Origin of the sequence: Nocardia sp. NPDC020380, assembly GCF_044386975.1 — a bacterium.
Lineage (GTDB): Bacteria > Actinomycetota > Actinomycetes > Mycobacteriales > Mycobacteriaceae > Nocardia.
The window spans coordinates 68249-94335 of sequence record NZ_JBIRVQ010000027.1; the positions used below are offsets into that span (position 1 = coordinate 68249).

Annotated in this window: 29 protein-coding genes; 15 read left to right on the plus strand and 14 right to left on the minus strand. The window is 67.1% G+C overall.

Annotated features, from left to right (window positions below; genetic code table 11):
* Positions 1-16: 16 nt before the first annotated feature.
* Both ACH438_RS44360 and ACH438_RS44365 read right to left on the minus strand, forming a co-directional pair.
* Entirely contained in the window at positions 17-493 is a 477-nt protein-coding gene (locus ACH438_RS44360; protein WP_397016977.1) for a nuclear transport factor 2 family protein, read from the minus strand.
* A 25-nt stretch (positions 494-518) separates the two neighbouring features.
* Positions 519-938 carry a carboxymuconolactone decarboxylase family protein gene (locus ACH438_RS44365; protein ID WP_397016979.1) on the minus strand — a complete coding sequence of 140 codons (420 nt, stop codon included), beginning with the start codon at positions 936-938 and terminating at the stop codon, positions 519-521.
* An 88-nt stretch (positions 939-1026) separates the two neighbouring features.
* Here ACH438_RS44365 and ACH438_RS44370 point away from each other — a divergent pair, with 88 nt between their 5' ends.
* Positions 1027-1785 (plus strand): helix-turn-helix domain-containing protein, encoded by a 759-nt coding sequence (locus ACH438_RS44370; RefSeq protein ID WP_397016981.1) that lies wholly within the window; start codon positions 1027-1029, stop codon positions 1783-1785.
* Positions 1786-2014: 229 nt separating this feature from the next.
* On the opposite strand, the gene ACH438_RS44375 is transcribed toward ACH438_RS44370, so the two are convergent.
* From ACH438_RS44375 to ACH438_RS44395, 5 genes are all read right to left on the minus strand, one after another.
* Positions 2015-3310 (minus strand): lipase family protein, encoded by a 1296-nt coding sequence (locus ACH438_RS44375; protein ID WP_397017037.1) that lies wholly within the window; start codon positions 3308-3310, stop codon positions 2015-2017.
* Positions 3311-3498: 188 nt separating this feature from the next.
* Positions 3499-4710 (minus strand): PucR family transcriptional regulator, encoded by a 1212-nt coding sequence (locus ACH438_RS44380; RefSeq protein ID WP_397016983.1) that lies wholly within the window; start codon positions 4708-4710, stop codon positions 3499-3501.
* Positions 4711-4827: 117 nt separating this feature from the next.
* Entirely contained in the window at positions 4828-5028 is a 201-nt protein-coding gene (locus ACH438_RS44385; protein WP_397016985.1) for a DUF6186 family protein, read from the minus strand.
* Complete coding sequence (locus tag ACH438_RS44390; protein WP_397016987.1) at positions 5025-5621, minus strand: hypothetical protein; 597 nt, start codon at positions 5619-5621, stop codon at positions 5025-5027. The genes ACH438_RS44385 and ACH438_RS44390 overlap by 4 nt, the downstream gene beginning before the upstream one ends.
* Positions 5618-6220, minus strand: a complete 603-nt coding sequence (locus ACH438_RS44395; RefSeq protein ID WP_397016989.1) for a TetR/AcrR family transcriptional regulator C-terminal domain-containing protein — start codon at positions 6218-6220, stop codon at positions 5618-5620. Before ACH438_RS44395 ends, ACH438_RS44390 begins: the two co-directional genes overlap by 4 nt.
* Positions 6221-6348: 128 nt before the next feature.
* On the opposite strand from ACH438_RS44395, the gene ACH438_RS44400 reads away from it, so the two are divergent.
* Complete coding sequence (locus ACH438_RS44400) at positions 6349-7548, plus strand: FAD-dependent monooxygenase (RefSeq protein ID WP_397016991.1); 1200 nt, start codon at positions 6349-6351, stop codon at positions 7546-7548.
* 13 nt (positions 7549-7561) lie between these two features.
* Here the strand turns inward: ACH438_RS44400 and ACH438_RS44405 are convergent, their stop codons facing one another.
* Positions 7562-7864 carry a carbohydrate-binding protein gene (locus ACH438_RS44405; protein ID WP_397016993.1) on the minus strand — a complete coding sequence of 101 codons (303 nt, stop codon included), beginning with the start codon at positions 7862-7864 and terminating at the stop codon, positions 7562-7564.
* Between the two features lie 134 nt (positions 7865-7998).
* Between ACH438_RS44405 and ACH438_RS44410 the strand changes: the two genes are divergently transcribed.
* Positions 7999-8769 carry a hypothetical protein gene (locus tag ACH438_RS44410; protein WP_397016995.1) on the plus strand — a complete coding sequence of 257 codons (771 nt, stop codon included), beginning with the start codon at positions 7999-8001 and terminating at the stop codon, positions 8767-8769.
* Between the two features lie 34 nt (positions 8770-8803).
* Here the strand turns inward: ACH438_RS44410 and ACH438_RS44415 are convergent, their stop codons facing one another.
* Positions 8804-9775, minus strand: coding sequence for a D-alanyl-D-alanine carboxypeptidase family protein (locus ACH438_RS44415; protein WP_397016997.1), 972 nt, complete (start codon positions 9773-9775; stop codon positions 8804-8806).
* 141 nt (positions 9776-9916) lie between these two features.
* Between ACH438_RS44415 and ACH438_RS44420 the strand changes: the two genes are divergently transcribed.
* The 4 genes from ACH438_RS44420 (at position 9917) to ACH438_RS44435 (ending at position 13607) form a co-directional block, all read left to right on the plus strand.
* Entirely contained in the window at positions 9917-10549 is a 633-nt protein-coding gene (locus ACH438_RS44420) for a hypothetical protein (RefSeq protein ID WP_397016999.1), read from the plus strand.
* Positions 10550-11505: 956 nt separating this feature from the next.
* Positions 11506-12504, plus strand: coding sequence for a cytochrome c oxidase assembly protein (locus ACH438_RS44425; RefSeq protein WP_397017039.1), 999 nt, complete (start codon positions 11506-11508; stop codon positions 12502-12504).
* Positions 12501-13169, plus strand: coding sequence for a hypothetical protein (locus tag ACH438_RS44430; protein ID WP_397017001.1), 669 nt, complete (start codon positions 12501-12503; stop codon positions 13167-13169). Before ACH438_RS44425 ends, ACH438_RS44430 begins: the two co-directional genes overlap by 4 nt.
* 189 nt (positions 13170-13358) lie before the next feature.
* Positions 13359-13607 carry a hypothetical protein gene (locus tag ACH438_RS44435; protein WP_397017003.1) on the plus strand — a complete coding sequence of 83 codons (249 nt, stop codon included), beginning with the start codon at positions 13359-13361 and terminating at the stop codon, positions 13605-13607.
* Here ACH438_RS44435 and ACH438_RS44440 read toward each other — a convergent pair.
* Positions 13598-14083, minus strand: a complete 486-nt coding sequence (locus tag ACH438_RS44440) for a MarR family winged helix-turn-helix transcriptional regulator (protein WP_397017005.1) — start codon at positions 14081-14083, stop codon at positions 13598-13600. The two genes, ACH438_RS44435 and ACH438_RS44440, sit on opposite strands and share 10 nt — an antisense overlap.
* Before the next feature lie 226 nt (positions 14084-14309).
* Here ACH438_RS44440 and ACH438_RS44445 point away from each other — a divergent pair, with 226 nt between their 5' ends.
* On the plus strand, positions 14310-16082 hold the full coding sequence (locus ACH438_RS44445) for a chloride channel protein (protein ID WP_397017007.1): 1773 nt from the start codon (positions 14310-14312) through the stop codon (positions 16080-16082).
* Positions 16083-16094: 12 nt separating this feature from the next.
* On the opposite strand, the gene ACH438_RS44450 is transcribed toward ACH438_RS44445, so the two are convergent.
* The 3 genes from ACH438_RS44450 to ACH438_RS44460 form a co-directional block, all read right to left on the minus strand.
* Positions 16095-16889, minus strand: a complete 795-nt coding sequence (locus ACH438_RS44450; RefSeq protein WP_397017009.1) for a GAF domain-containing protein — start codon at positions 16887-16889, stop codon at positions 16095-16097.
* Positions 16890-17031: 142 nt separating this feature from the next.
* Positions 17032-17265: a hypothetical protein gene (locus ACH438_RS44455; RefSeq protein ID WP_397017011.1), complete on the minus strand. Its 234-nt coding sequence runs from the start codon at positions 17263-17265 to the stop codon at positions 17032-17034.
* Positions 17266-17485: 220 nt separating this feature from the next.
* Positions 17486-18628 carry an alpha/beta hydrolase gene (locus ACH438_RS44460; protein WP_397017013.1) on the minus strand — a complete coding sequence of 381 codons (1143 nt, stop codon included), beginning with the start codon at positions 18626-18628 and terminating at the stop codon, positions 17486-17488.
* A 138-nt stretch (positions 18629-18766) separates the two neighbouring features.
* Between ACH438_RS44460 and ACH438_RS44465 the strand changes: the two genes are divergently transcribed.
* The 5 genes from ACH438_RS44465 to ACH438_RS44485 are packed head-to-tail and all read left to right on the plus strand — an operon-like array spanning position 18767 to position 23233.
* The gene (locus ACH438_RS44465; RefSeq protein WP_397017015.1) at positions 18767-19393 is read left to right on the plus strand and encodes a TetR/AcrR family transcriptional regulator; all 627 of its coding nucleotides are present in this window, start codon (positions 18767-18769) and stop codon (positions 19391-19393) included.
* Positions 19356-20105, plus strand: a complete 750-nt coding sequence (locus ACH438_RS44470) for an ABC transporter ATP-binding protein (RefSeq protein ID WP_397017017.1) — start codon at positions 19356-19358, stop codon at positions 20103-20105. The genes ACH438_RS44465 and ACH438_RS44470 overlap by 38 nt, the downstream gene beginning before the upstream one ends.
* Positions 20106-20116: 11 nt before the next feature.
* The gene (locus ACH438_RS44475; RefSeq protein ID WP_397017019.1) at positions 20117-22468 is read left to right on the plus strand and encodes an ABC transporter permease; all 2352 of its coding nucleotides are present in this window, start codon (positions 20117-20119) and stop codon (positions 22466-22468) included.
* A gap of 34 nt (positions 22469-22502) precedes the next feature.
* The gene (locus ACH438_RS44480) at positions 22503-22967 is read left to right on the plus strand and encodes a nitroreductase family deazaflavin-dependent oxidoreductase (protein WP_397017021.1); all 465 of its coding nucleotides are present in this window, start codon (positions 22503-22505) and stop codon (positions 22965-22967) included.
* Between the two features lie 44 nt (positions 22968-23011).
* Positions 23012-23233 carry a hypothetical protein gene (locus ACH438_RS44485; protein ID WP_397017023.1) on the plus strand — a complete coding sequence of 74 codons (222 nt, stop codon included), beginning with the start codon at positions 23012-23014 and terminating at the stop codon, positions 23231-23233.
* A 48-nt stretch (positions 23234-23281) separates the two neighbouring features.
* On the opposite strand, the gene ACH438_RS44490 is transcribed toward ACH438_RS44485, so the two are convergent.
* Positions 23282-23767, minus strand: a complete 486-nt coding sequence (locus ACH438_RS44490) for a MarR family winged helix-turn-helix transcriptional regulator (RefSeq protein ID WP_397017025.1) — start codon at positions 23765-23767, stop codon at positions 23282-23284.
* A gap of 179 nt (positions 23768-23946) precedes the next feature.
* Between ACH438_RS44490 and ACH438_RS44495 the strand changes: the two genes are divergently transcribed.
* The gene (locus ACH438_RS44495) at positions 23947-25296 is read left to right on the plus strand and encodes a chloride channel protein (protein ID WP_397017027.1); all 1350 of its coding nucleotides are present in this window, start codon (positions 23947-23949) and stop codon (positions 25294-25296) included.
* 108 nt (positions 25297-25404) lie between these two features.
* Positions 25405-26087 (plus strand): chloride channel protein (locus tag ACH438_RS44500; RefSeq protein WP_397017029.1); only part of this gene is annotated, 683 nt, incomplete at its 3' end.

Consider the following 26087-nt stretch of genomic DNA (forward strand, 5'->3'; position numbering starts at 1 on the left):
ACCCGCCCCTGCGGGCTCACGCGGCGTCGGGACGCTGCCCGCCGGAGGCGATGGCGAGGATGTCCTTGTTGCCATCGGCCCAGGTCGCGGTCATGGTGAGGGCATTGACCTTCCACTCTCCGGCGACCCGCTCCAGGCCGATGCGGTAGGCGCCGCCCAAAGTCCAGCGGGGTGAACCGAACAGGTTCGGGAGAATGTGCACGGCCTGGAAGACGGCGGTCAGCTCGGCGTGCTCCCCGTCGACGGTGACCAGGTGATTCCCGAGCAGATGCTGCGTGGCGTCGAAGGCGCCGATCAGCTTCTCCCAGTCGGCGCGGATCTGCGCGGGCGTCACGGTGGCCGGTTCGCCGCCCCAGATGCTGGAGTAGTCGAGGGTCACCTGCTCGGCGAAGGTGCCGGTGAAGGCATCCCAATCGCGAATGTCGATGTACCAGAAGACGCGAGTGGCCGCTTCGATGATGTCGGCGCGGTCCTGGGCGGTAGTGGCGGTCATGATGGTGCTCCGTTCGGTTCGTGAATCAGTTGGTGCTGGAATCGGATTCGATCGGGGTGATCGGCAGGAGATCGCGGTTGGCGAAGACCTTGCGGGCGACGGCCATGGCGCCCAGCACGCGCGGGAACCCGGCATAGGGCAGCGCCTGCATGATCGCCTCGACCAGCTCACCCGCCGTGACGCCCGCGGCCAGCGCGGTCCCCAGATGCGCCTCCAGCTGCGGCTCCACGCCGCCGAGCGCAATGAGCACGCCGAGCGTCACCAGCTCGCGCCGGCCGGCATCCAGCCCGGGCCTGGAATGGATATCCCCGTAGGCGAATTCGACCGCGAACCGGTGCAGATCCGGTGCGATATCGGCGAGTTCGTCGTAGACCCGGCCGCGTACCCCGCCGGTGCCGCCGAGCTCCGCCTGGCGGGCCGCTCCGCGCTGGAATCTTTCGTTCATGAATCTCAGCGTGCCGGGGCCGCGCGGGTCGTAAACAGTGCGCGCCGTGCCTCGTACCGCGAGGGCCACCCTGTGCCAGACTGACCGCGTGGCACGGCACGAGGATCTGGGCGAATTCCTGAAGTTCCGGCGCGCCCGCATCGATCCGCAGGGCACCGGATTACCGCCGTCCGGGCCGCGCCGGGTTCCGGGTCTGCGCCGCGCCGAACTCGCTCATCTCGCGGGCATCAGCGCCGAGTACTACCAGCGTCTCGAACAGGGCCGCGCCGCCAACCCCTCCGACGAGGTATTGGACGCGCTGGCGCGGGTGCTGGAACTCACTGCGGTCGAACGGGAACACCTCTACGCCCTGGCTCATCCGGGCCGTCGCACCACCGAATTCGAGCCGCCCGAGCCGCGTCCCCAGCTGCTGCGGATGCTCGGCCTGATCGACTCCGTCCCGGCGCTGCTGATCACCGATCTGTTCGACGTGCTGGCCGCGAACACGAAGGCGCACAACCTCTTCGGCGCGATGATCGAGAAGAACATGGCTCGCGCGCTGTTCCTGGATCCGGCCGCCCGCACGTTCTATCGCGACTGGGACGAGATCGCCGCCATGACCGTCGCGCAGCTCCGCCGGAGCGCGGGCCGGTACCCCGACGACCCGGCCACGCTGGCGCTGATCGATGAACTGTCCACCGCCAGCACGGATTTCACGGACTGCTGGGCGGCCGGCGATGTCGAGCACCGCGGCCACGGCAGCAAACTGCTCTGCCACCCCGACCGCGGCGATCTCGATTTCGACTACGAGAACCTGGAACTCCCCGGCGACCCGCGTCAGCGCATCGTCACCTTCACGCCGCGCTGATCAGGCGGCCACGCCGGGGGTGGTCAGGCGACGCTGTACAGGCGGCGATCCGGCTCGCTGCGGTAGCGCGACACATCGCCGTCGATGCGCAACACCTTCCACAAGGCTTGGTGATCGGGTTCATCAGGCCCAGTTCGCCTGCCAGTGAACGCATATCGCCGAAGTAGCCGGAGAGCGTCTTCGCGGCCTGCGGCGACTGCCAGAAGGCCCGCGGATGAGGATGCTCTGGTCAGCTGCCGGGGAACCCCGCCGGCAGCGGCGTGAACTCGGCCTTGAACCTCGGACCGGGCGGCAGGCCGCGCAATACCGCGCTGGTCCAGGCAACGGCCGGCAACCAGCCCGTCACGGCATTGGTGACGTGCTCCGGCACCGGAACCGTGTAGAACCGCAGATCCGCGCCGCGCTCCCAATAGGAATCGACCGTGGGCAGCACCACCGACGGCGGAATCAGCTCGTCCCACATGCCGTGCCACCACAGCACCGGGGTGTCCGGGATGTGCTTGCCCAGACTGTTGTCCTCGAGCACTTTCATAATCTTCGGCGAGGATTCGAGCGACTTACCGGGCTGGTAATAGGCGCTGATCGGCCGGTACGCGCCCTCCAGGGCAATGGTTGCGTAGCAACGAGTTTCGAAATCGTGCAGCAGCCCCTGACCCTCCTCGGTCAGCAGCTCCTCCGGTTTGAACACATCCGGATATTCGCGGGCGAAACTGGCGAATCCGAGCCACATGGTGAAGTTGCTGATTCCGGTGAGCCCGGGCTCCTGCTTGGTCGCGTATTCGGCCTCGCCGACCAGGTTTCCGGGCGTACCGCCGATCGTCGTGCCCAGCAGCCGCACATCCGGTGCGTAGCTCTCGCGCAATTCCGCCGCGCGAATCGAACCGGAACCGCCGCCGGAATAGCCGTAGAGCGCGATACCGGAATCGGTCAGCCCCAGACCCGGGTCATTCTTCATGGCGCGCAGGCTGTCCAGCACCATCTTGCCTTCGGCATAGGTGTTGAACGTATTGAACTTGCCGTCGAAATCGGGCACGTTGATGGCGAATCCCTGTGCCAGCCAATAGATCGCGAGCGCGGACTCCTTCATCGTCCCCACCTGCAGCGTATGCGAGGGATTGCACGCCGAGTTGGTGGAATCGATGGCCTCCTGGAAGGAGACGACCGGACGCGCGCTACCCGTCCACGGAATACCGGGGACGATCACCGTGGTCGCGGTGACGATCGGATTGTCGTGCACGTCGTTCGAGCGGAACAGCAGCTGCTTCGTGTACACCGGGAACGGCAATCCGAGCAGGCGCGTCTGCACCTCGCGACTGCGCACGATCTGGCCCGGCTGGAAATCCGCGAGATTCGCCGGATCGTCGTACCACGGGTCCTGATCCGGGACGGGAATCGGCAGCATGCCGTAGAGCTGCGGTTCCGAGGGCAATTGCGGCAGCTGATTCTGATCCGGCGGGAAACTCGGCGGATAGGCCGGCTGTGCCGATGCCGCCCCCGCCCCGGCCGCCATGAGGCAAGCCGACATCGTCAAGACCGTGAGCCGGCGTAGCCGAGGCTTACTCACCTGTTCCTCCAGTGCGTCATTGCATTCGAATCGCCGAGTTCACACGCTCCCTCCGGCATGACTCAGCTCACAGCACGGAGGGGTCCGGCGCAATTGACGGAATCCCGAGCCTGCGGCCGCGGTTTTGTGCATGTGCATGAGTGTCTGGGTCAGGCGTGGAAGGACGCGGCGGTCAGCCGCCGGGCCACCCGGGCCGCCATGAGCGTGGAGATCCCCGCCGGCTGCAAGGGGTCGTGACCCGTCAGCTCCCGGATCCGGCGCAGCCGATAGGTGACGGTATTGCGGTGGATGTGCAGCGCCCGCGCCACCGCATTGTGGTTGAACTGGTTCTCGATGAAGGTGTCCAGGGTTTCCGCGAGCATCGGCTGATCGCGCAACGGATCGAGCAGCGCGCCGAGCGACTGTCGCGCGGGATCCGCTGTGGCAATGGCGTATTCGAACATCATGTCCGGCCGGCGGCACACCACGGCGGGCAACTGCAGGCACCGCGCCACCTCGGCCACCACCCGGACCTCGGCATACACCGCCGGGATCGCGCCGTGCTCCGCCGCCGGGGCCACGCCCATCCAGAACTGCGGATGCGGCTGCGAATCATCGATCCCCAGCACGTCTTTCAACCGGCCTGCCGGATCCGGGTCGGCCTCCGGGCCCATCGGAACCAGGGCGGCCCAGCCGCCGCTGTCCCGATGTAGCAGAGCGCCCGGCACGGCCGCGATCCGGCCGCGTAGCGCGGTCAGGGTGCCCGGCGTCGGCTCCCCGAGCCGCACCGCGGCGACCAGGAACGCGGCCGGGATCGGATGCTCGGGATCATGCGCCCAATCGCTCGGATCGCGGCCGTTGAGCAAGGCATCGGCGATCTCGCGCTGCCGCTCCAGCGAATCCCAGCCGGGATGCCGGACATCCCCGGCCACCGCGATCGCGATGCGCGCCATGATCAGGCTCAGATACTCCGTCAGACGGAGTCCGAGCTTCGGGACCACGTCGTAGTCCTGCCATTCGAGCAGGGGTAGTAACTGTGCCCAGAAGAATCCCGCACCCACCCGATAATTGGTCAGCACCTCGGTGAGTGGCATACCGTCGCGCACCAACCCGACGACCCGATCCACCAGCGGGCGGGTCGCCTCCTCCGGCGGCTCGTCCCCCTCCGCGAGATATCGGAAGAACAGCTCGATATTCAACTGCGCACTGGGCACGAAATCCGCGTCCTGCATCGAATGCGGCAGTGCGTCGAAAGGCGTCCCGCCCGAGCCCAGTTCGCGCACCAATTCCGTGGCCTCGCGCGCCAAACGTTCCAGCGGCGCGAGCTCCCCGGCCGCCATTCGGTCATTCCCCGCCGCCTCGGCCAGCTCGATACGCTGCACGGAACTCTCCCACTTCAGGTCGCCGCCGGTTCGCGGGCCCGCGGTCATCACGTTTATACGCCGCTAGCCATCAGCTTCATGCCGAATCAGCGTGCGAGCATTTCCGCCGGGACCGGCTCAGCGCGCCAGGAAATGCCAGCCCAGCCAGGCCCACACCAGTACTGCCAGGACCCGTACCGGTCGCGAACGCAGCGTCAAGGCGAGGGTCGCGCGGAGGGTGATGAGGCGGTGGGGGAGCAATCGTGCGGCAATCTCGAGCGCGACCGCCAGCACGGCGAGGGTCGCGAAACCGGTGATGATCAGCATGCGATCGGTCATCGCAACAACCGCCAACCGGCCGCCAACCACACGAACCAGGCGACGAAACATCCAGGTCCGTGGTCGATCAACGGGGACAACAGCGTGGACAGCGTCGGATGCGAAGGGTCCGGCACATCCCAGGCCGATTGCCGCGACCACGCGAACAACTCCCAGCCGAGCGCTGCGAGCACAAGTGCGGACCACAGCAAGGCACTGAGCCGGCGCCGAGAATCAGCGGGGGACAGACGCGGGATGGTGGTGGGCTGTCGTGGGTCAGTGGTGGACGGCCGAGAGTCGGTGGCGGGTGGCCGTGGGTCGGACGCGGACGGTCGAGAGTCGGTGGCGGGTGGCCGTGGGTCGGACGCGGACGGTCGAGAATCGGTGGCGGAGAGTCGTGGGTTGGTGGCGGACAGTCGTGGGGCGGCGGGGGAATCGGACGGCCTGCGCAGCACCTGCACCAGCGCGACAGTGGCGATGGCCAGAATCAAAGCCGTTGCCTCCCAATCGAATGGGCGCGTCAAGGTGCCGAGCAGGGCCAGTGCCGCCAAGCTCGTGCAGGTCGCCGTGTTGGCGGCCCATCGGCGCGAGCGCCGCACCGGCTCGGCTGTCACAGCGAGCGGACGAGTCGCCGTACGCCGTAATCGAATTGCGCGTCACGGGGAACATCCCGCAGTGTCTGCAGCGCCGCGGCGACGAGCGGGAACCGGTCCGCGTCGATGCCGCTCGCATCCCCGGGCCAGTCGCCGGACGCGATCAGCTGCTGCTGCGCCTGCTCCTCGGTCACGAATCCGAGTACGAAGTACTGGATGGAAAACGCCGCCAGCGCGGCATCGGGCCCCTGCGCGCCGGCGTCCCGCGCGGCGGCGATGCCGGCCTCGCCGAAAGCGAGCGTATTGGGTTGGCGCACAAAGGTTCCCGAGACGATCCGGGCCCCGTCGCGCCGGGACAGCAGGGCCGACCGCAACCGCCCCGCCAACGTGATCAATCGATCGGTTCCGCGCTGGACCGAGTCGATATCGGCGACGCCCGCGAGCAAATCCTCGGCGAGTGCGTCGACGAGGGCCCGCTTGTTCGCCAGATGCCAGTACAGCGTGCCGTGGCTGACCCCTAGCGAGGAGGCGAGCTTCCGCATCGTCAGCTCGTCGAGCCCATTGGCTTCGACGAACGTCCACGCCCCCGTGATCACCGCCGCCCGGTCCAGCCGCGCCATCCCACCTGCCTTTCGCCCTGGCTGACGGTACCAAAGCTCACACTTGACCACTGGTCAAGAACGGGTCTAACGTCGCCGATGCACCAGAGAACGGCCGGTCCGCCCGGCGACATCGAAGGGATTCAGCAATGACCGAGCGTGAATTCACCCCTGCCCACCGCGCTGCCGAACCGGACAATCGCCGAGTTCTCATCAGCGGGGCCGGAATAGCCGGCACGGTCGCGGCTTATCTACTGGCTCGAGCGGGCTTGCGCGTAACCGTGGTCGAACGGGCACCCGCCGTCCGTGCTGGTGGCAATGCAGTCGACCTGCGCGGCGCCGCAGTGAATGTCATGACCGCCATGGACGTCCTCGACCCGATCCGCGCCCGGCAAACCGGCAACGGCGCCATGCACCGAATCGACCGCGACGGCAACACCATCGCGATGCTCCCCGCCGACGCCATGGCCGGCGATATCGAACTACCCCGCGGCGACCTCAACGCAATCCTGCTCGCCGCCACCGGAACCGGCGTCGACTACCTCTTCGGCGACTCGATCACCGCCCTCGACGATACCCCCGACGCCGTCGACGTGACCTTCGACAGCGGCGCCCATCGCACCTTCGACCTGGTAATCGGCGCAGACGGCCTGCACTCCCGAACACGCGCCCTCGCCTTCGGCCCCGAATCCGCCTACGTCCACCACCTCGGCTGCTACCAAGCCCATTTCACCATTCCCAACACGCTCGGCCTGACCCACACCGGGCTGCTGATGAACCTCCCTGGTCGTACTTTCGGCTGCTACACCATCCACGAAAACAGGGAAGTGGTTCTCGGCTGGTTCTTCCGCTCCGCCGCCCTGACCTACGACCGGCACGACACCGCCGCCCAGCAACTGCTGGTAGCCGACGCCTTCGCTGACGTCGATTGGCGAATTCCGGAACTCCTCGATGCCATGCGCGACTCCGAAGACTTCTACTTCGACCCGATCAGCCAGGTCGTCATGCCCGAAATACGCGGCGGCAGAGTGGCTCTCGTAGGCGACGCCGCCTTCGCCCCATCTCTGATCTCCGGTGTCGGTGCAACCCTCGCCATCGTGGGCGCAGCGGCCTTGGCCGACGAAATCATCTCAGCCCCGGCCGATATCGAATCAGCCCTGACCCGCTACCAGAAGCGCGTCGCCGAAATGGCCACTTTGGGAAGGGAACTCGCAGTTCGCTCGAAGGACTGGTTCATCTTCCCGAAAGACGCGACCGCTCACCGCATCACCCAATCCGCGGAAGACCGCGTCCACGCCCTCCGCGAAGAGGTAGTGGCCGCCGCCAACCAGGCCTGCCCCCACCTCTAGCCCGGCCGAAACCTCAGAGCTGCTGCCAGAGCGCAGGCGTCTGCGGCGGAGTCCAATCGGGCGCGTACGCGGTATGAGCCTGAATGCACTGATACTCGAGCCCGCCGTAACTCACCACATCCCCGACGTTGTAATTCGCCCCCTGTTGCCACACCCCAGCCGTCGGCCAACCCCAATCGATCGCAGTGGCACTGTGCTCGGCGGCCGGCACGTTCACCGGCGCCACGGCGGAGGCGCCAGCAGCAGGCGCTCCCATCGCCAGCGCCGCCGCGATTCCCGCAACCCCGAGCCCCCATCGAACATGGCCGATCATCATCTTCCGTACTCCCAACGATCCACAATCTCCAGCCACCAAACTAGTGGATCGCGAGCCGGGAGCGAATCTGTTGTCGAGCAACATATTCGCGGTAGGCTCATTGACACACCGTGATCATCGCTTGGGGGTTGGCCATGGCAACCAGACACGCTGTCACCGTATTGTCCGTGCTGCCCATCGCTTTCGTGGCAGGCCATCCGAGCGCTGCCGTCGCCGCGCCACCGGACCCCGTTCTCACCGGTGAAAGCCAGCCGCTCGCACCACCGGCCGATCCGCATGCCCTGCGTGCGGGGACGAACACCGTCGAGCTACCCGACTGGGTGGATCCGGCCATGCGCGACCAGGCCCAGACGGCTCTCGACGGAGCCGAAAGTCAGATCGCCACCACCTATGACGGTCTCGGTATCCCACCCGACGACGGCACTCGTCGCATCGCGTCCACTGTTATCGGCGGTGGGCTGGGTGCACTTGCCGGCGTCGCCGTGAGCGGAGCGTTCGCGCTAGAAGGGTGCGCGAAAGGCATTGCGGCCGGGGCTGTCATCGGCGCGATCGCCGCCGGGGCGCCGACGGCGGGTGCCGCGGCGATACCGGGCGCGGCAGCGGGCGGAGCAATCGGATGCCTGGTCGGCGGGGCCATCGAGGGCGCTGTCGTAGGCGTGCTGGGAGCCGCGGTCGGCGCGGGAATCGGCGCGTCGATCGGCAACGGACTGGGCGGCGGCGAACCATCGCAACCACCTGCCCAACAGGCGGTATCGGCCCCAGATCCCATAAGCCCAGCGGCCGACACCGCGGTCACTTCCCTGCGTACGGCCATCAAATCCATGCCACCGGTCGACCCGGCCGCGTTCGGCCCCTTGGCCGCTCCCATCAACAACTTGCTCAACGCCGTGCAGCCCGGCCTCTGATCTTCACCGCCAGAGGCCGCGCGCAGGTCCGGCGTCAACCGATCGGCAGCGCGGTGAGGATCGGGTCATAGGCCCAATCCAACATGCGCTCAGCATCATCCCGCGCAGCCCCACCACTCCAGGCCGCACTGTGCAACACCACCCCGATCATCGGAATCCCCGCCCGAACCGCCTCGAACAACAGACAAGCGCCGGCGGCATCGGTAGACCCGGTCTTGATCCCAATAGCCCCCGGATAACTACGCAGCAACTGATTCGTGGTCTGCCAGACGTGATCCCGATTCGCTGGCCCCGCCGCCAAATGATGACTTTGCGCCCCCGCCACCTCCCGAAACACCGGCAACACCATCGCCCGCAACCCGAGCGCCACCAAATCCGCCGGCGTCGAATAAGTGGCCCCATCAGTAGGCACAGGCAGCCCACTAGGATCCGCGAAATACGTTGCCCCCAACCCCATCTGAGCCGCGGTATCGTTCATCCTGGCCAGAAACCCCTCCTGCCCCGGCCCATAAGCCTCGGCAAGCGTATAGGCGGCATCACACCCCGACGGCAACAACAACCCATAAAGCAACTCCCGCGTACTCAACACCTCACCAGCAGCCAGCCCCGCAGTACTCCCACCCAACCTGACGCAATAGTCGATACTCGCCGCCGGCACAGTAATAGCCCGATCAAGATCCCCAGCATTAATAGCCACCAGAGCCGTCATAACCTTCGCAATACTCGCGATAGGAACCGGCGTATTCAACTCCCGAGACCACAAAATCGACCCGGTAACCCCATCCGCCAACGCCGCCCCCGGCGCCTGCACCCCCTCAGGCTCAGACCCCTCCCAAGGCAAAATCCCCTCCCGAGCCACCTGAACAACAGGTGCGCTTGTGGCGGGTCCGGCCACGACCCCCTGGCTGACCGCCACGACCAACGCCCCCGCCGCGGCAGCCTGCAACAATCGAGCAAATGTCGGCATGGCGCCATTCTGCCTTTCGCTCGTGCCTACCAGCGGCATTGATCGCCGGAATCAATCTCCCGCACGCATATACGGCGTGGCGAACACTGCGGCCGCTGAGTGAAGCCGCCCCGCGCGCACTGCAAAGATCCTCGTCGATAGTCTTGCGTAGAATGTGACCAAGGAGGGGTTAATCAGATTGTGGCACAAGGCATTCGGGTGCGCATGAACGATCAATTATGGGCCGTACCGCAAATCGTGTCCGTCAAGGGGCTCGGGACATCATGGTTTCGCCGCAGCACGGGCTACTGGGCCCGGCGCGTACTTGCCACACTTCTGTACGCGATTGCATTGTCCTTCGGAATCATTCTCGTCGGAACGATCGTCCTCGACATCAACAGAAGCGCAAACCTGCCAGGCCGGATCATCCTGTGGACCGTAGTTATATCGGTGATCGGAGTCAGTCACTACTTCGGATTCCGCGACATGAACCCTAACCGTCGCTGCACATCTTCCCCCGCAGGCAAATCCACCGTCAGCGGCGCGGGCCTCGGCGCGGGTGCTGCTGCATATGGCGGCTCCGGGTTGGCCGGCGGACTACTTGCGATCGGAATGTTCATCGGTGCGGGCTGGATCGCAGCCATCTTCGTATACTCCTTGACCCGCTATACCTCGTCCGCCGAAACTTCAAGCTGTTCAGGCAATGCGCGAGTGGTACTCGCGTCACCCCGAGATTCCGAACGACCAGCGGCCCAGACAATTCCAACGCTAGGCCGCGCCAGAGAATTCGTACGGGTGGTCTCCAGGATCCCCGCAGCGCCGAGTCACCGGTAGAACAGTCGAAGACCGCGCGAGACGTGGCCCGCGAACTCGGGAGTGCGTGGTTTGCCCAACAGAGATCGGAGTCGTAGTCCTCCAGCAGCTCCGGGATGACACCGGGATCCTGCCCCACATCTGGGGTCTACCGCTCACAATCCCTGTCTGTTTGAGTGCTGGTCGGTGTGGGTACCTGTGAACCTGGCGACGTTTGTGCAGGTCACGGCCCCGATGCGCCCCCGGCGGGGCACCATTTAGATGGGAACAGTACTGACCAGCATTTTCTTGCTGGCCGACTGGTTATCGAAGCCGATTTCGCCCTGAATAGCAGCAAGTGCTAGGAAGTCATCGATGTTGAGGCTTCCAAGTCGCGATAGGTCGCTGCCGAGGCTCAGGGCCGGCTAATCCTGTCGCGACACCTGCCATCCGGTGATCTCCTACAACACCTCGGCTTGGCGTCGCGCGAGCACCTCATCGTCAGGTCCCTCAGTGATCACGATCTCGAACTCCGCAGCCAATGGCTTACGGCGACGGCCACCGCGAACCCGAGGCCTCGACGACGTGGCGCTGGGCCGCCGGCCCATGCGGCAGCACTGGGTCGTTGTGATCGCCAGGCCATCCGAACCATCTCCTCGCTGCTCGGCGGAGAACTCCGGACGGATAACGAAAGTAAGCCGCGCCGAGCGGTGGTGCCGGCTGCCTTGACGCGGCCTTGGCGTCGTCGGCCTGCTTCTTTGCTGGATTCATGCGATTCGATGCCGTTGTGGCACCTCGGGGTTGCGAATGATGAAGCCGCTGTGGCCCTTCGGGCTCGCGGCGGCTCCTTTCTGTGGCACAACCAGACCGCGGTGTGGATGCGCTGCGCGGCAGGGATAGGGATTGTATCGATCAGGCCCGGTGTCGGAGAGCATCGGCGACAGCGTCGGCCCGAGTATGCATGCATTGGACAACTGTTGCATACTGCCAATGTGGCGATGGTGATGAACGGTCCGGCTCCGACGTTGGACGTCGTGCTGACGACATGGACGCCGTCGCCGGTGGTGGACGGGCTGGTCGTTGCGGGTGTGATTGCTTACCCGGTCATGGTGGCCCGTGTGCGACGAGGCGGCGGCGGATGGCCTGTGGGCCGGAGTGTGTGCTGGTACCTCGGCTTGGTGTGCCTGGTTGTCACGGTCGACAGTGCGCTCGCGACGTATGCGCACTCCTTGTTCGCGGTGCACATGGTGGTGCACCTGATGATGATCATGGTGGTACCGGCGCTGTTGGTCGGCGCGCAGCCGATGCGGTTGCTGTACAACGCGTCCGGGCCGCGGGGCCGGGCGATGCTGGATCGGGCGGGCGGGTGGAGGCTGCTGCGAGTGCTGGTGTCGGCGTGGTTCACTGTGCCGTTGTACGCCGCGGTGATCGTGCTCACCCACCTCACCGGGTTTCAGCAGGCGATGGCCACGCACATGTGGATACACGACGGCGAGCTCGTGCTGTATTTCATCAGCGGTTACCTGTTGCTGGTCCGGTTGCTCGGCGACGAAGGCGTGGTGAAGCGCCCGCGCCCGCATCCGTTGCGGCTCTTCGTGTTGGCTGTCTGCATGGGTCCCGACACGCTCGTCGGTGTCACGTTGATGATGACGTCGAGTGTCCTGGCGCCCGCGTTCGCCGCTTCCCGCGGCTGGGGTCCCGGCGCGCTGGCGGATCAGCACGCGGCAGGGGTGCTCATGTGGGTTGGTGGTGACGGGCTGATGATGCTGTTGATGGTCATCGTTGCCGGGCAATGGGTTCGATCCGGGGAAGGCAGCTTGGGGCCGTGGCTCGACAGTGTGCGCAGGGGTGCGACGCTCGGTGAATTCGGGCCGCAATCCCTCGGTATCGACGATGAGCAGGCGGCGCTCGATGCCTACAACGCCCGGCTCGCCGACCTCAACGGACCGCGCCCGAGGCCGGGGCTAGGGACTCGATCCCAGGAGGATATGACATGACCATCCGTGTTCGGGCCCGATGGGCGCTGCCGCGTCGAATCGTCTGTGCCGCATCGGTGCTCATGGTGGCGGTGGGTGTCTCGGCGTGTTCGTCGGCTGCTACGGCGGAGCACCCGGCCGAGCATCCGGCACTGGACGCCGCCCGGGCGGGTGACACCATTCCACTGCCGTTGCTGATGTCGCATTGGATCAGCTGGCGATCATGGCACGGTACTCGGCTGCCGTTTGCCGACAGATGGGGTCCGACGCAGGTGACAGATGACGCCGCAACCGGATTCAGTCACACGCCCGAGGGCGCGGTCGTGGCGATGATGCAACATCAGGCGCGGCTGGCCGGCATCGGAGATTCGTCCTGGCAGGCGGCCGCGGAACGGATGGCGGTGGTGGCCCCCGCTGATCGCCCGCCGACGCGGCGGATTCCGACCGGGTTCGATTCCTCGGCGGATCTGCCCTATTTTGCCGGGATCCGATGGCTGTCCTACACCGGCGACAGGGCGACGGCCGACCTGGCGCTGCAGACTCCAGCGGGCGCATTGAGTTCGGTGCCGGTCACCGAAGTATGGATCGGATCCGATTGGAAGGCCGAACTGCCCGCGGCCGGTGCCGCGTCATCCCCGCTGGACAGCTTCGACGGTTATCAGCCGTGGCCGGGAGTTCCCAGGTGACCGCCGGTGCGCGTTGAGTCGGTACAGCGAGTCCGACACTAAAATGTGGCATAAAGCAAATGTTGCACAATGCCCGTGATTGCTATAGTTGGAGGACGTCTCAGGGTGCGTCGACCGGGCACGACGACAGCGCCGAGGGCTCGGGGCGCTACAGCAGATCTCTTTCGAGAATTCGAGGAGCTGAGCCCGATGCCGCTGGACATCCTGGCCTTCTCATTGGCCGCGCTGAATCTGACCGTGGTTACCGTCATGCTGGTCGTCGGTCTCACCGATATGCCCAGCTGGCCGAGTTCGGTCCGGTGCCGGCTGTGTGCGCGCTGGATGGTCGACATGAGTCGCGGTCCTACGCCGACCTGCCTGCGCTGCCGGCTGCGCCCGTCGTCTGGAGAACGCGTGCAGAGCCGCGGCGGGCAGCGATCGAGCTGGAATCAGAGTTGATAGCTGTCGACGTCGAGACCGGCATGGGGTTCGCCGCCCGCGATCGTGAACGCGGTCAGCGCGCGGACCAGGCCCGCCCGGTCCGGCTCGGGCATGCGCTCGACGACCGAGGCGATCTCGCCGCGGCGATGCGCGGTCACCTGGTCGACGACTCGGTGGCCGAGCGTGGTCAGTTCGATGATGAGCTCGCGGCGGGAGTCGGGGTTGGGTTTGCGGTTCACCAGTCCCGCGCCGACCAGCCGATCGACCATGCGTGCCGCCGTCGAGGGCTGTACATCGAGCGCACCCGCGAGCGTGACGACCTTCGACGGTCCGCGCGTGGACAAGATCACCAGGGTCCGGAATTGCGGGATGGTGATGGTCTCATCGACCAGCGCGATGGAACGCGCCGACAGGGCGACCAGCAGCCGGGATGCAGCCAGCAAGGCGTCGGTGATCTCATCGGCCGACTCTCCGACCAGGCTTTCCTTCGCCATCGCGACACCTCCGGCAACCGTGCGTTCATCGTCGTCTTCCATCCTGCCGTGCCCGCCCCGCGCACGCGTAATCGCGCTGGCCGCCGCGGGAGATGGATCGCCGCAAATGGCAACGCTTGTTTATGCTGGTGTCCGTCTGATCGTCCGAGCGCCGGGCGTATGTCTTCGGTCACTGATGTGCTGTCCGACAATTACATGTACATAGCAACTGTTGCATACTGCGTCTATGTTATTGCAGGACGGGGCCGCGCAGAGCCGGCTCCCCATCTCCCTCGGCTCGCGCAACACGTTCCTCGGATGGCTGCGGGGGAGTGCGTCGGGTGTGCTGGTCATGGCGGTCGCCGTCGGCGCCGCGACGGGCCTGGCCGCCGTCGCGTTCCGGTATCTGATTGTCGGAGCCACCCGCCTGTTCACCGGGTACGACGACTACTCGGGGCTCGGCCGCGTCGCCTCCGCTCACTGGCCCGCTCTGGGCTTCTGGTTCCTGCTGGCGGCCCCGGTGCTGGCCGGTGTGATCTACGGGCCGATCGTGAACCGGTTCGCGCCCGAAGCACGCGGTCACGGCGTTCCCGAGGTGATGTACGCGGTCGCCGAGCACGGTGGCCGCATCGCACCACAGGTGGTCGTGCTCAAGGCCCTGGCCTCGGCGCTGTGCATCGGCGGCGGCGGTTCGGTCGGGCGGGAGGGGCCGATCGTGCAGATCGGATCGGCCACGGGATCGACCATCGCGCAATTGCTTCGGCTCGACACCGAACGGGTGCGCCTGCTCGTCGCCTGCGGCGCGGCGGGCGGAATCGCGGCGACGTTCAACGCACCACTGGCCGGGCCGTTCTTCGCCATGGAACTGATTCTGGGCAGCTTCGCCGCCGAATCCTTCGGCGCGGTCGTGCTTTCCAGCGTCACCGCGAGTGTGGTCGGGCGCGCCCTGCTGGGTGATCAGGCGTTTCTGAGCCTGCCGGTGTTCGCGGTCCGCAACCCTGTCGAATACCTGCTGTATCTGCTGCTGGGTGTGGCAGTGGGGATCGTGGGCGTGTGCTTCTCCAAGGTGCTGTACCTGATCGAGGATCTGTGCGACTGGGTCTGGCGGGGACCGGAATGGGCGCGTCCCGCGGTCGGCGGCCTGCTGCTGGGCGGACTGCTCATCGCGCTGCCGCAGATGTACGGCGTGGGTTATCCGGTGCTGGAGCGGGCGGTCGAGGGCAAGTACGTGCTCGGCATGCTCGTGCTGCTGCTCATCGGAAAGATGGTGGCCACCAGTCTCACCATCGGAATCGGCGGATCCGGCGGCGTCTTCGCGCCCACGCTGTTCGTCGGTGCCATGGCGGGCACCGCGTTCGGTGAGATCGTGCACCAGATCCTGCCTGGCGCAACGGAATCCCCGGGCGCTTACGGCCTGGTCGGGATGGCCGCGGCGCTCGGCGGCGCGACCCGCGCACCCATCACCGCGGTGATCATCCTGTTCGAGCTCACCGGCGAATACAGCATCATCCTGCCGCTGATGGCCGCCGTCGCCATGGCCGCGGCCGTGTCCCGGCTGCTGTCGAAGGACACGATCTACACGCGCAAACTGCTGCGCCGCGGCGTCGACATCGAACGGCCCCGTCATCCCTTCGCTGCGGTGACGGCCGCCGACGTCGCCCGCTCCGTTCCGCAACCACTATGGCGCACAACCGAACTCGCAGCCGCCGCCGGTGCGCTCGAACGAACCACCGGTGGAATACTCGCGGTCCTCGGCGACGACGGCCGCTATCGCGGCTGCGTGTCCGCACGCGATGTCGCGGAATCCCTCGACGCCCCCGAACCTCCTGCCACCATCGAACCCCTGGTCAAGGAGCTGCCGCCGATCGCCGCCGACACCGCTTTCCATGACGTCGTCACCGCCCTCGCCGGCCACGGAGCCACCGGTCTGCCCGTCGTCGACACGGACCGGACAGCGGTGATCGGATGGGTGAACTACGAGAACCTGCTGTCGGTCTTACATCCCGGACAGCGGCGATAGCAGGACAGCGCCTTACGGTGTGAGCGCAGGACGCGATGTGAGCCATGGTCGGTCGGTCCGCCGCGCCGGCAGTTGCGCCTTCGCCAGTTCCAGCACCGCGCGTGCGGCCTCGTTGATCGCGGAGTCGAGGTCGGTGAACACGGCGTCGGTGTCGACGCGGACCTTCTCGGGTATGGTTTCGTCGCGTTCGTAGGTCCGGCGCAGGCGATCCAGGCGCAGCCCGGTGTCGAACAGATGCCGGACCATTCGGTCGATGTGCCCGCAGAGTTCGGCCTGGTGCGCGCTCGCGGTGGCTGAGCCCAGCACCATGGCGGCGTGGCCGGCGGTCAGGGCGATCGCCAGTCGCATGTGCCGGTCGAATTCGGCGGGGCCGGCGCAATAGACGTTCAGCGAGCCCAGGGTGATGTCGTTGAGGATCAGTGGCTGGGCGTGGGCGCCGTGGATGCCGTGGGCGAGCAGGTGAGCTCGGTAGGCGGTCCAGCGCCGATCGACGGTCAGATCGGGAATGTGCACGGGCCGTGCTGTTTTCACCGCTTCGCGGGCGGCGGCCTGTTGGTCATGGCTCCTGAGTTCATCGATGGTCCGCGCGAACGGCCCAGCGGTGGCCACGCTCATCGTCGGGCCGATCCGCAGTGTCACCGCCGCGGTCGGACGGCCCGGCAGGATTCGGGCGGTGACCGTTGCGACTTCCTGGAGGGTGGCCCCGAGATCGGGTGTCGAGGCGGCCAGGTCCGTCAGTTCGGTCAAACCGGCGAGAAAGTCATCGATGTGGCCGGTCCGGCTCGGCGACGGTTCGAAATCATCCACGAGAACTCCAACCTTGGGGGAGATCGTCCGGCTCAACCGGCATGTCGATCGGGCGACCGCGCGGTGCTCGCAGCATATGCGCATCAGGCAACTGTTGCATAGTGCCTTAGATTTGGATGGGTAGATGCTCGGGCCCGATGTGTCATCGGGGGGTCGTGCTGCGGTGCTGCATGGGTCTCGGCGTGTGCGCGGTATGAATCCGGCATCGCCGGCAGGTGGACTCGTCGCCGTGCATATGGAACATCCAGTGCGAGCATCGATCGCAGCGGGTGCTGATCGGCATTCCTGACATGCCGATCAGGCCGATCGTCAGCATGGCGAAGACCGCAATCAGATTCGCTGCGGCCAGTGTGAAAGCCAGGATGTCCAGCGTCATGGGCTCTGCTCCTCGGGGATTGTCGCGTGCCTGCCCCGAGTCGCCGGCGTCGTCGTCGTGCCCGGGGCATCGACCCGGGGCGCCCCCATTCTATCGAAATAATGCAGTATGCAACAGTTGCATACTGCGTGTATGCTGCGAGTGCAGTCCGGCCCGCCGGGCCCCTTTCACCCTTCGGCTGGTTCCTGGGATGGGTGGGCCGGACTGTCCAGGGCAGAGGTCAATGCGCGGTACCGCATCGATCGCCGAGCCGGCAGTCCGGAAGTGGCGCGATTGCGGGCTCGGCGGCCGCGAGTGCTGTCGGGGCGGCGGGCTTGCGGGGTGGACTCAGATGAGTGCCGAGCCAGCCGAAGGCTTTCGGATACATCGCCCGCCAGGTGCCCCAGTTGTGCCCGCCGTCGTCGACGATCAGTGGTGGTGCGACCTGTGCCGGACCTTTGGCGGCGGCGACCAGTGCTCCGGCGTTGTCGGGGGTGCTCGATGGGTCACGGCGGCTGGTCGCGACAAGCAGGGCCACCCGGGGGCCGGTGCCGACCAGGCGGATCGGGTCGGTGAGTCGTCGCAGCGTCCGGCTGGGCACGATATTCGGATCGCCGTGAAAGTCGTCGGGGCTGAACGCGAGCCCGGTGGCGAACAGTGACGGGTACTGCAGCGGCAGGGTGGTGGCGCAGTAGCCGCCGGTCGAGTCTCCGGCCATCGCCCACCCGGACGGCTCGGTGAGCGCGCGGAAATGGCCGAGGACGAGATTGCGCACGTCCTGAGTCAGCCAGGTCGCGGTCTGCGGTCCGTGTGGCACGTTGGTGCAGTCCGTATTGCCACCCGGGTCGACGCGTGGCATGACCAGAATCGCAGGCGGCAGGCGGCCGTCGCGCATCATCGCGGCGAGTTCGGTTGTCGCGTGGCCGCCCTTGATCCATGCGCGCGGAGTGCCGGGCACTCCGTGTAGCAGCATGATCACCGGAAAACGGTAGTCGCGGTATTCGGGCGAGTCGTATTGCGGTGGTGCCCAGACCAATACTTCGCCCCTCAGCTTCGACCGCGGACCGCGATACTCGGCGGCGCTGACCCGATCGCCGAGATCCTCGAAGTCGGCGGTGCCCGAATCCCCGCTCGGCGAGGAGCCGGCGGCGGGCGGCTCGCCGAGCAGGTCGTTCCACGAGCTGTAGAGGGCGAAGTTGTTGTTGGCCCACAAGGCCAGGACCGCGACCGCGGTCGCCTGGCAGATGCCGATCATGAGCAGCCGTGCCAGCCAGCGCATCACGCGCGGGCCGGGCACTGAATTCCAGGCCGACAGCGTGGTCAGTACGGCGGCGACGGCCGCGGCGATAACCATGTAGAACAGGCTGCTGCTGGTCAGGCTCATCGGATCGATGGTGGAGTGTCGTGCGGCACGGATCCGGAGGCTACCCGCCTATTTTGCCTAGAGCAACTATTGCATAGTGCCAATATGGCTGATAGTTTGGGCATACGCCCAAGGTGAACGCCCAATCCAGGAGGTCCGGTGGTCACGGCAGCCGAGCAAGGTCGCGAGACTCGCGCCCGTCTCATGGCGGCGGCCGTCGACCTCGTCGCCGAACACGGCTGGGGCGCGGTGACCACGCGCATGGTCGCCGAGCGGGCGGGACTACGGCCCGGGCTGGTGCACTACCACTTCCCTTCGGTGACCGACCTGCTGATCGACGCGTCGATGCAGGCCGCACGGCGCGAATACGAGTCGGTGATGGCGGCCGTGCTGGCCGTGCCGGGGCCCGATGCGATGCGCGGGATGCTCGCCGCCATCGCCTCCTACACCTCGGCGGATCCGGTCACGGTGGCGATGACGGAGATGATGCTGGCGGCCACGCGCCACGAGCGATTGCGCGGGGAACTGGGCCGATTGGCGGCCGAGGGGCGTGCGGCGATGGCGCGGTGGTTTCGCGAGAACAGCGTGGTGGCTGATCCGGAGGCGACCGCGGCGGTGATCGTGGCCCTGCTCGACGGCCTGATCCTGCATCGGCTGATCGACCCGAGCCTGAGTGCGGTGGATGTGACGGGGCCGCTGCTGCGTGCGGTGGGACTGACCGAAAGCCCAGTGAGCGAAGGAAACTCGGATGAACGAGAAAGCGAAGGCGGATCACACCGGCAATGACCGCGCCCGGGGCGCAATCATTTTGCGCGGGGTGAGCAAGACCTACGGCAGCGGCGATGCCGCGGTCCGCGCCCTCACCGATGTCGATCTTTCGGTGCGGCCAGGTGAGCTGGTGGCGGTGCTCGGCGCGAGCGGATCGGGCAAGACCACCCTGCTCAACGTCATCGGAGGTATCGAAGCCGCCGACAGCGGTTCCGTCATCGTTGCCGGGCAGGACATCTCGGGACGAAAACCCGCCGCACTGGGCGAATTCCGGCGTGACCACGTGGGATTCGTCTTCCAATTCTTCAACCTGATCCCGACGCTGACCGCCCGCGAGAACGTCGAGGTCATCGTCGAACTGACCGGGCGGGGTGACCGCGGCCGGGTGCCGGAACTGCTGGCCGCGGTCGGGCTCGACGATCGGGCCGATCACTTCCCGGCCCAGCTCTCGGGCGGGCAGCAACAGCGGGTGTCGATCGCGCGAGCGCTGGCCACCGATCCGGACCTGCTTTTGGCCGACGAGCCCACCGGGGCGCTGGACGTCGCCACCGGGCAAGGGGTGCTCGCCCTGCTGCAGCGGGCCAGCCGGGCCGGACGCGGCGTCGTCATGGTCACCCACAACGAAGTGGCCGCCGCGATCGCCGATCGGGTGATTCGCATGCGCGATGGACGCGTCACCGCCGAGGACGTGAACGCGAATCCCGCCGCCGCCGAATCCATCCGGTGGTGATTGTCATGCTCATGGCGTCGAATCGGGTGCTGGTCAAGAAGATTCTGCGGGATCTGCGCCGGCGCACCGCGCAGGTGGCGGCCATCGCGATCACCGTGTGCCTCGGAGTGCTGCTTTTCGTGGCCGGCTACGACTCTTTCCGCAATCTCGAATCCTCCTACCAGCAAACCTATGCACGGCTGCACTTCGCGGATTTCACGGCCACCGGGGGAGTATCGGCGCGCATCGCCGCGGAAGTGCGGGGCGCGCCGGGGGTGGCCCGGGTCGCGGTGCGCACGCAAGCCGATACGCCGCTGTCCATCGGCGGGGCGAAACTGATCGGCAGAGTGGCAGGGCTGATCGGTGGCGGTCCGTCCGCGGTGAACGAAATCAGCCTGGCCGCAGGACGATTGCCGGATGCCGCCCACCCTGACGCCGTGGTGGTCGAGCATCACGCGGCGCAGACGTTCGGCCTGCACATCGGCAGCGGAATGCGGATCTTCGACGGCACCGCCTGGCATGAGGTCACGGTGTCGGGCATCGCCTGGTCGCCGGAATATCTGTGGCCCGCGCGCAGCCGACAGGAAGTGCTCGGCGATCCGCACGGTTTCGCGGTGATCTTCGCGCCCCAGAATCAAGTGGAGCGGCTCGCCGGGCGCGCGGGGGCTGATCAGACGCTGGTCGAGATGAATTCGGCGGCAACGGCATCCGAACGCGACCAGGTGGTGCGTCTGTTGCGCGGCGCGGGTGCGATCGACGTGCAATCGCAGGCCGATCAACCGTCCAACGCGGCGCTGCACGAGGACCTCGCTGGCTTCTCCGAACTCTCCGTCGCCTTCCCGGCCTTGTTCCTGGTCGCCGCGGCGATCGCCGAGTATGTGCTGATCACCCGGCTGGTGCTGACCGAGCGGCCGATCATCGGCACCATGCTGGCGATGGGCGCGCGCCGTCGCCTCGTCATCGGCCACTACGTCGGATACGGCGTCGGCATGGCCGGGCTCGGTACGGTGCTCGGCGTGCTGGGCGGGTTTCTGGCCACCTCGGCGGTGACCTCCGCATACACGAGGGCTATCGGCATTCCCGACACAGTGGTCGATCACCGGGTCTCGACCACGACCGTCGCCGTGCTGCTCGGTGTGCTCACCGGAGTAGTGGCCGGGCTGGTTCCAGCGGTGGCCGCGGCGCGGACCGCCCCGGCGGCTGCCATGCGCGGCGACGGGCTGCGGCCCGCGCACGCCGGACGGTGGCCCCGGCTGTCCGCGAGCCGGTGGCGGATGCCGGTGGTGGCGCGAATGACGCTGCGCTCGCTGTCTCGTGGTCGTCGCCGCACCCTCGCGACCATGACCGGAACCGTGCTCGCCCTGGTCCTGATCCTGGCCTCGGTCGGCATGCTCACCAGCATGCGTTCCGCGCTGCACATCCAGTTCGGTGACGTCGAACGCGAGGACGCTACCGTCATCGTCTCAGCTCCCTCGAACGAGCTCGCCGCGCAACTGCGATCGATATCCGGCGTGAGGGCCGTGGAACCCACCTCGCTGACGCCGGTCACCCTCTCCGCCGGTAGCCGCTCGTACTCGACCACGCTGACCGGATTGCTCCCGGACACCACGATGCACGGATTCCGCACCCCCGGAGGCGGTTCCGGGCGTCTGCCCGAGACCGGAGTGCTCACCGGTGCAGCCGTGGCACGCGAACTCGGCGTCTCGGTCGGCGACACGGTCACCGTCACAACGATATTCGGCGTGCCCCGGCCCGAGCGATTGGCGGGCCTGCTCGACGAACCGCTCGGCGCCTTCGCCTACGCGACCGAAACCACCGCGACCGGTATCGACGGCGCGGGCCTGCACGGGTACCTGCTTCGTTTCGCGCCCGGATCGGATCGGAATGCCTTGCGCGCCAAGGTGACCGGTCTGCCGGGCGTGCTCGCCTACGACGACACCCGTGCCGTGCAGGACCAGATCGACCGGTTTCTCGGCCTGTTCTGGGCCTTCATCGGCGCGATGCTCGTCTTCGGCGCCGTGCTCGCGTTCACCGTCATCTACGTGACCATGACGGTCAGCCTGGCCGAGCGCACCACCGAACTGGCGACCCTGCGCGCGGCGGGAGTTCCGATCCTCAGGCTCACCGCCGCCCTCGCCGCCGAGAACCTCACGGCCACCCTGGCGGCTGTTCCGTTCGGTCTGATCGCCGGATACCTCGCTGCGTGGGCGCTGCTGCGCTCGTTCACCAGCGACATGTTCACCTTCGGACTGTCCTTTGGTGTCGCCGCCCCTGTCTTGGCCGTTCTCGCGGTGCTCGCGGCCGCGGCACTGTCGCAACTGCCCGCGGCGCGCTCGGTCGAACGTATCGACATAGCCCGCGTCGTGCGTGAACGAGCCCAATAACCCACCCGATCACGATCCCGAAGGAGCACACACGATGACCGCACCCGGCCGCAGCGCAAAGTTCGGCGCCCGAGCACTACGCACCCGATGGGTGGTCCGCGCCCCGATCGGCCTCTACCGAGCCGGACTGGGATTCCTGTTCGGCTCCCGGCTGCTGATGCTGCAGCACACCGGCCGCCGGACCGGAGCCCGCCGCTACGTGGTCCTCGAGGTGGTGGACCATCCCGCGCCCGCGGAGTACATCGTGGTATCCGGATTCGGCAGCGCGGCCCAGTGGTACCGCAACATCACCGCGAACCCTCGCGTCCGAATCTCCGTCGGCACACGCCGTAACGTGCCCGCGACGGCGACGCCGATGACGAACGAAGAATCCGGACTGGCACTCGACCGCTACATCGAGCACCATCCCCGGGCCTGGGACAAGTTGCGTGGCACCATCGAAGCGGCCACCGGGACGCCGGTCAGCACCTTGCCCATGGTGCGTCTGCTGATCGGATAGCGGAGTTTCGCGCAGCCTGCTCGGGGAGGTCCTAGACTGCCGGGATGTCGAAGCGCCAGGTGGTAGAACTCGCACTGCTCGCCGGGGCACTGATGGTCGTGGCGGGTATCGTCGCCGACCGGTTGTCCCTGGCGCTCGGATTGACGGCGATCTGGTGTGTGGTCGCGGCCCTCGCCGATCACCGGTTCCATCCCCGGCCGGCAGGGCGGCGTTACCTCACCGATCTCGCGGTCCGACTCGAACGCGGGGCCACGATTCGATCCTGAGATCTCCGGACCAAGGGGCACCGCGGCACCTTCCGATTTCGCGAACGATCAGATCTGGTAGCTCTCGACGTCGAGGCTCGGGTGCGGTTCACCACCGGCCGCGGTGAACGCGGTGAGCGCACGGACGAGGCCGGCGCGATCTTCTTCGGGCATCTGTTGCACGACTGCGGCGATCTCGCGGCGCCGATGACCGGTCACCTGGTCGACGACGCGATGGCCCAGCGTGGTGAGCTCGATGATCAGCTCGCGGCGGGAGTCCGGATTCGGCTCGCGGTTCACCAGTCCCGCGGTGACCAGCCGGTCGATCATGCGTGCCGCGGTGGACGGCTGGACTGCCAGTGCCGAGGACAGCTCGACCACCTTCGACGGCCCGCGAGTGGACAGGATCACCAGCATCCGGAACTGCGGGATGGTGAGGGACTCGTCGACGAGCGAGATCGAGCGCGCGGACAAGGCGACCAGCAGCCGGGAAGCCGCCAGCAGTGCATCGGTGATCTCATCGGCCGACTCCGCGATCACCGCGTCCTTCGCCATCGCTTCCACCCTCCGACAGATTTTCGTGTCTCCTGTATTCCTATCCTGCCGGTTCTGCCCGTGATGTGTATTTCCGCCCCGCCGTCGTCGAACGCGTCTCGCGTGCGCTGTCGCAGTGGCGGTCACGACACCGCGTGTAGCTGCGAGGCCGGGAAGATCGGGTGCGGCATACTGCGGCAATGGCGGCCTCGTGGTGTCGGGTCTGGCTCGGCCTCGTCGCGCAGGCGGCCGCCGTCGGCGCAGCCGTGGCCCTGGCGGCGGTGCTCTTCCGCTGGCTCATCCTCTGGTGCACGCTCGCGTTCACCGGTCAGGCCGGATACGGATCGCATGGCCGCGCGTCCGGTGATCATTGGCCGTGGCTCGGTGGCTGGTTTCCGTTGCTCGCGCCGGTATTGGTCGGCGCCGTGTACGGTCCGCTCACCGCATGGCTGGTGCGGGAGGACAGCCGAGTTCGTCTGCGGCAGGCCAACTATCGGGTCGACACCGGCGACAGACCTGCGGGAGTGGGCCAGGCGATGGTGAAGGCGCTGGCCGCGGTGCTGTGCATCGGTGGTGGCGGATCGGTCGGGCGGACCGGGCCGATCGTGCAGGTGGGCGCCGCGTTCGGCGGCGGGTTCGCCCGGCTCGCCGGAATGCGCCCGGAGCGGATGCGGCTGCTGATCGCGGCGGGGGCCGCCGGTGGGCTGGCCGCCAGTTTCCATGCGCCTTTGGCGGGAGCGTGTTTCGCCCTCGAGATCGTGTTGAACACGCTGGCGGCCGATGCGTTCGCCGCGGCGCTGTCAGCGGCGTTGTCCGCTGCCGCCGTGAGCGGTCTGCTGCTCGGTGACACCCGGTGGTTCCACGCGATCGACCTGCCCGCGGCGGGCGCGGCCAACTGTGTGCTCTATGCCGTCACAGGTGTCGTGACGGGTCTGGCCGGTGCCGGCTTCTCGACCCTGCTTCACACGATGGTTCGAGGTGGAGATGTGTTGTGGCGCAACCGCGCCGAGTGGGCGCGCCCGATCGCCGGGGGCGCGGTGCTGGGTGCGCTGCTGGTGACGGTGCCGCCGTTGTACGGGGTCGGTGTCCCGGTGATCGCCGCCGGAGTGGATGGGCGGTACGCGGTCGGTGTGCTGGTGGTGCTGATGCTGGGAAAGATGCTGGCGACCGGGCTGACGCTGGGTATCGGCGGATACGGCGGGGTGTTCATGCCGACCCTGTTCGTCGGGGCGATGGGCGGAGAGGCATTGGGGGAGTTGCTGTCTCGTCTTCTTCCCGATCTCGCGGGCTCGCCCGGGAACTATGCGGTGATCGGGATGAGCGCGGCGCTGATCGGGGCGACCCGCGCGCCGGTCACCGGAATCGTGTTGCTGCTGGAGCTCACCGGCGACTACGACATGGCGCTACCGCTCATGATCGCCGCGGTCCCGGCGGTCGCGGTGAGCATGCTCCGATCGACGCGTTCGCCGTACATCGGGATGCTGCTGCGCAGTATTCCCGCGAGCGTGGTGCTCGATTCCGATCGCCGGGATGCACGGTCCGGTCGCTGACCCGGCGCGGGCATAGCGGTGTCATTGCGCTGCCCTTGGTCAGCCGACCAGTATTAACGCACACTACAATATTTGCATAATGCAAGTTTTAGGGTGATGAGGGTTGAGATGGCAGCTACACGGACACTCGCCGCGCCGCCGGGCCGGCGGTGGTCACTGCCGGTGCCCGCGCGCGTGCCGGTACAGGAATGGATGCGTGCGAGCGGTGGCGGGCTGGTCGTGCTGTCGGTCGTGATCGGTGCGGGCGCGGGCGGCGGCGCGATCGTATTCCGCTGGCTGATCGTGTCTTTCACGCGATTGCTGTCCGGTCACGACGACTATTCCGCGGCGGGCCGCGTCGCCAATCCACATGTTCCCTGGCTGGGCCCGTGGTTCGTCGTGCTCGCGCCGGTGGTCGCCGGGCTGGTCTACGGTCCGCTGGTCACCCGGTTCGCGCCCGAGGCGCGCGGTCACGGCGTGCCCGAGGTCATGTATGCCGTCGCCGCGCGCGGCGGCCGGATCCCGCCGCAGGTCACCGTGGTGAAGGCGCTGGCCTCTGCGTTGTGTATCGGCGGTGGTGGCTCGGTCGGTCGTGAAGGGCCGATCGTGCAGATCGGGTCGGCGTGGGGTTCGAGCCTGGGCCGGCTGACCCGGGTACCGGAGAGCCGGCTGCGCATCCTGGTCGCGTGCGGCGCGGCCGGCGGTATCGCGGCCACCTTCAACGCACCGATCGCCGGGCCGTTCTTCGCGATGGAGCTCATCGTGCGCGATTTCACCGCCGAATCCTTCGGTGCGGTGGTGCTTTCCAGCGT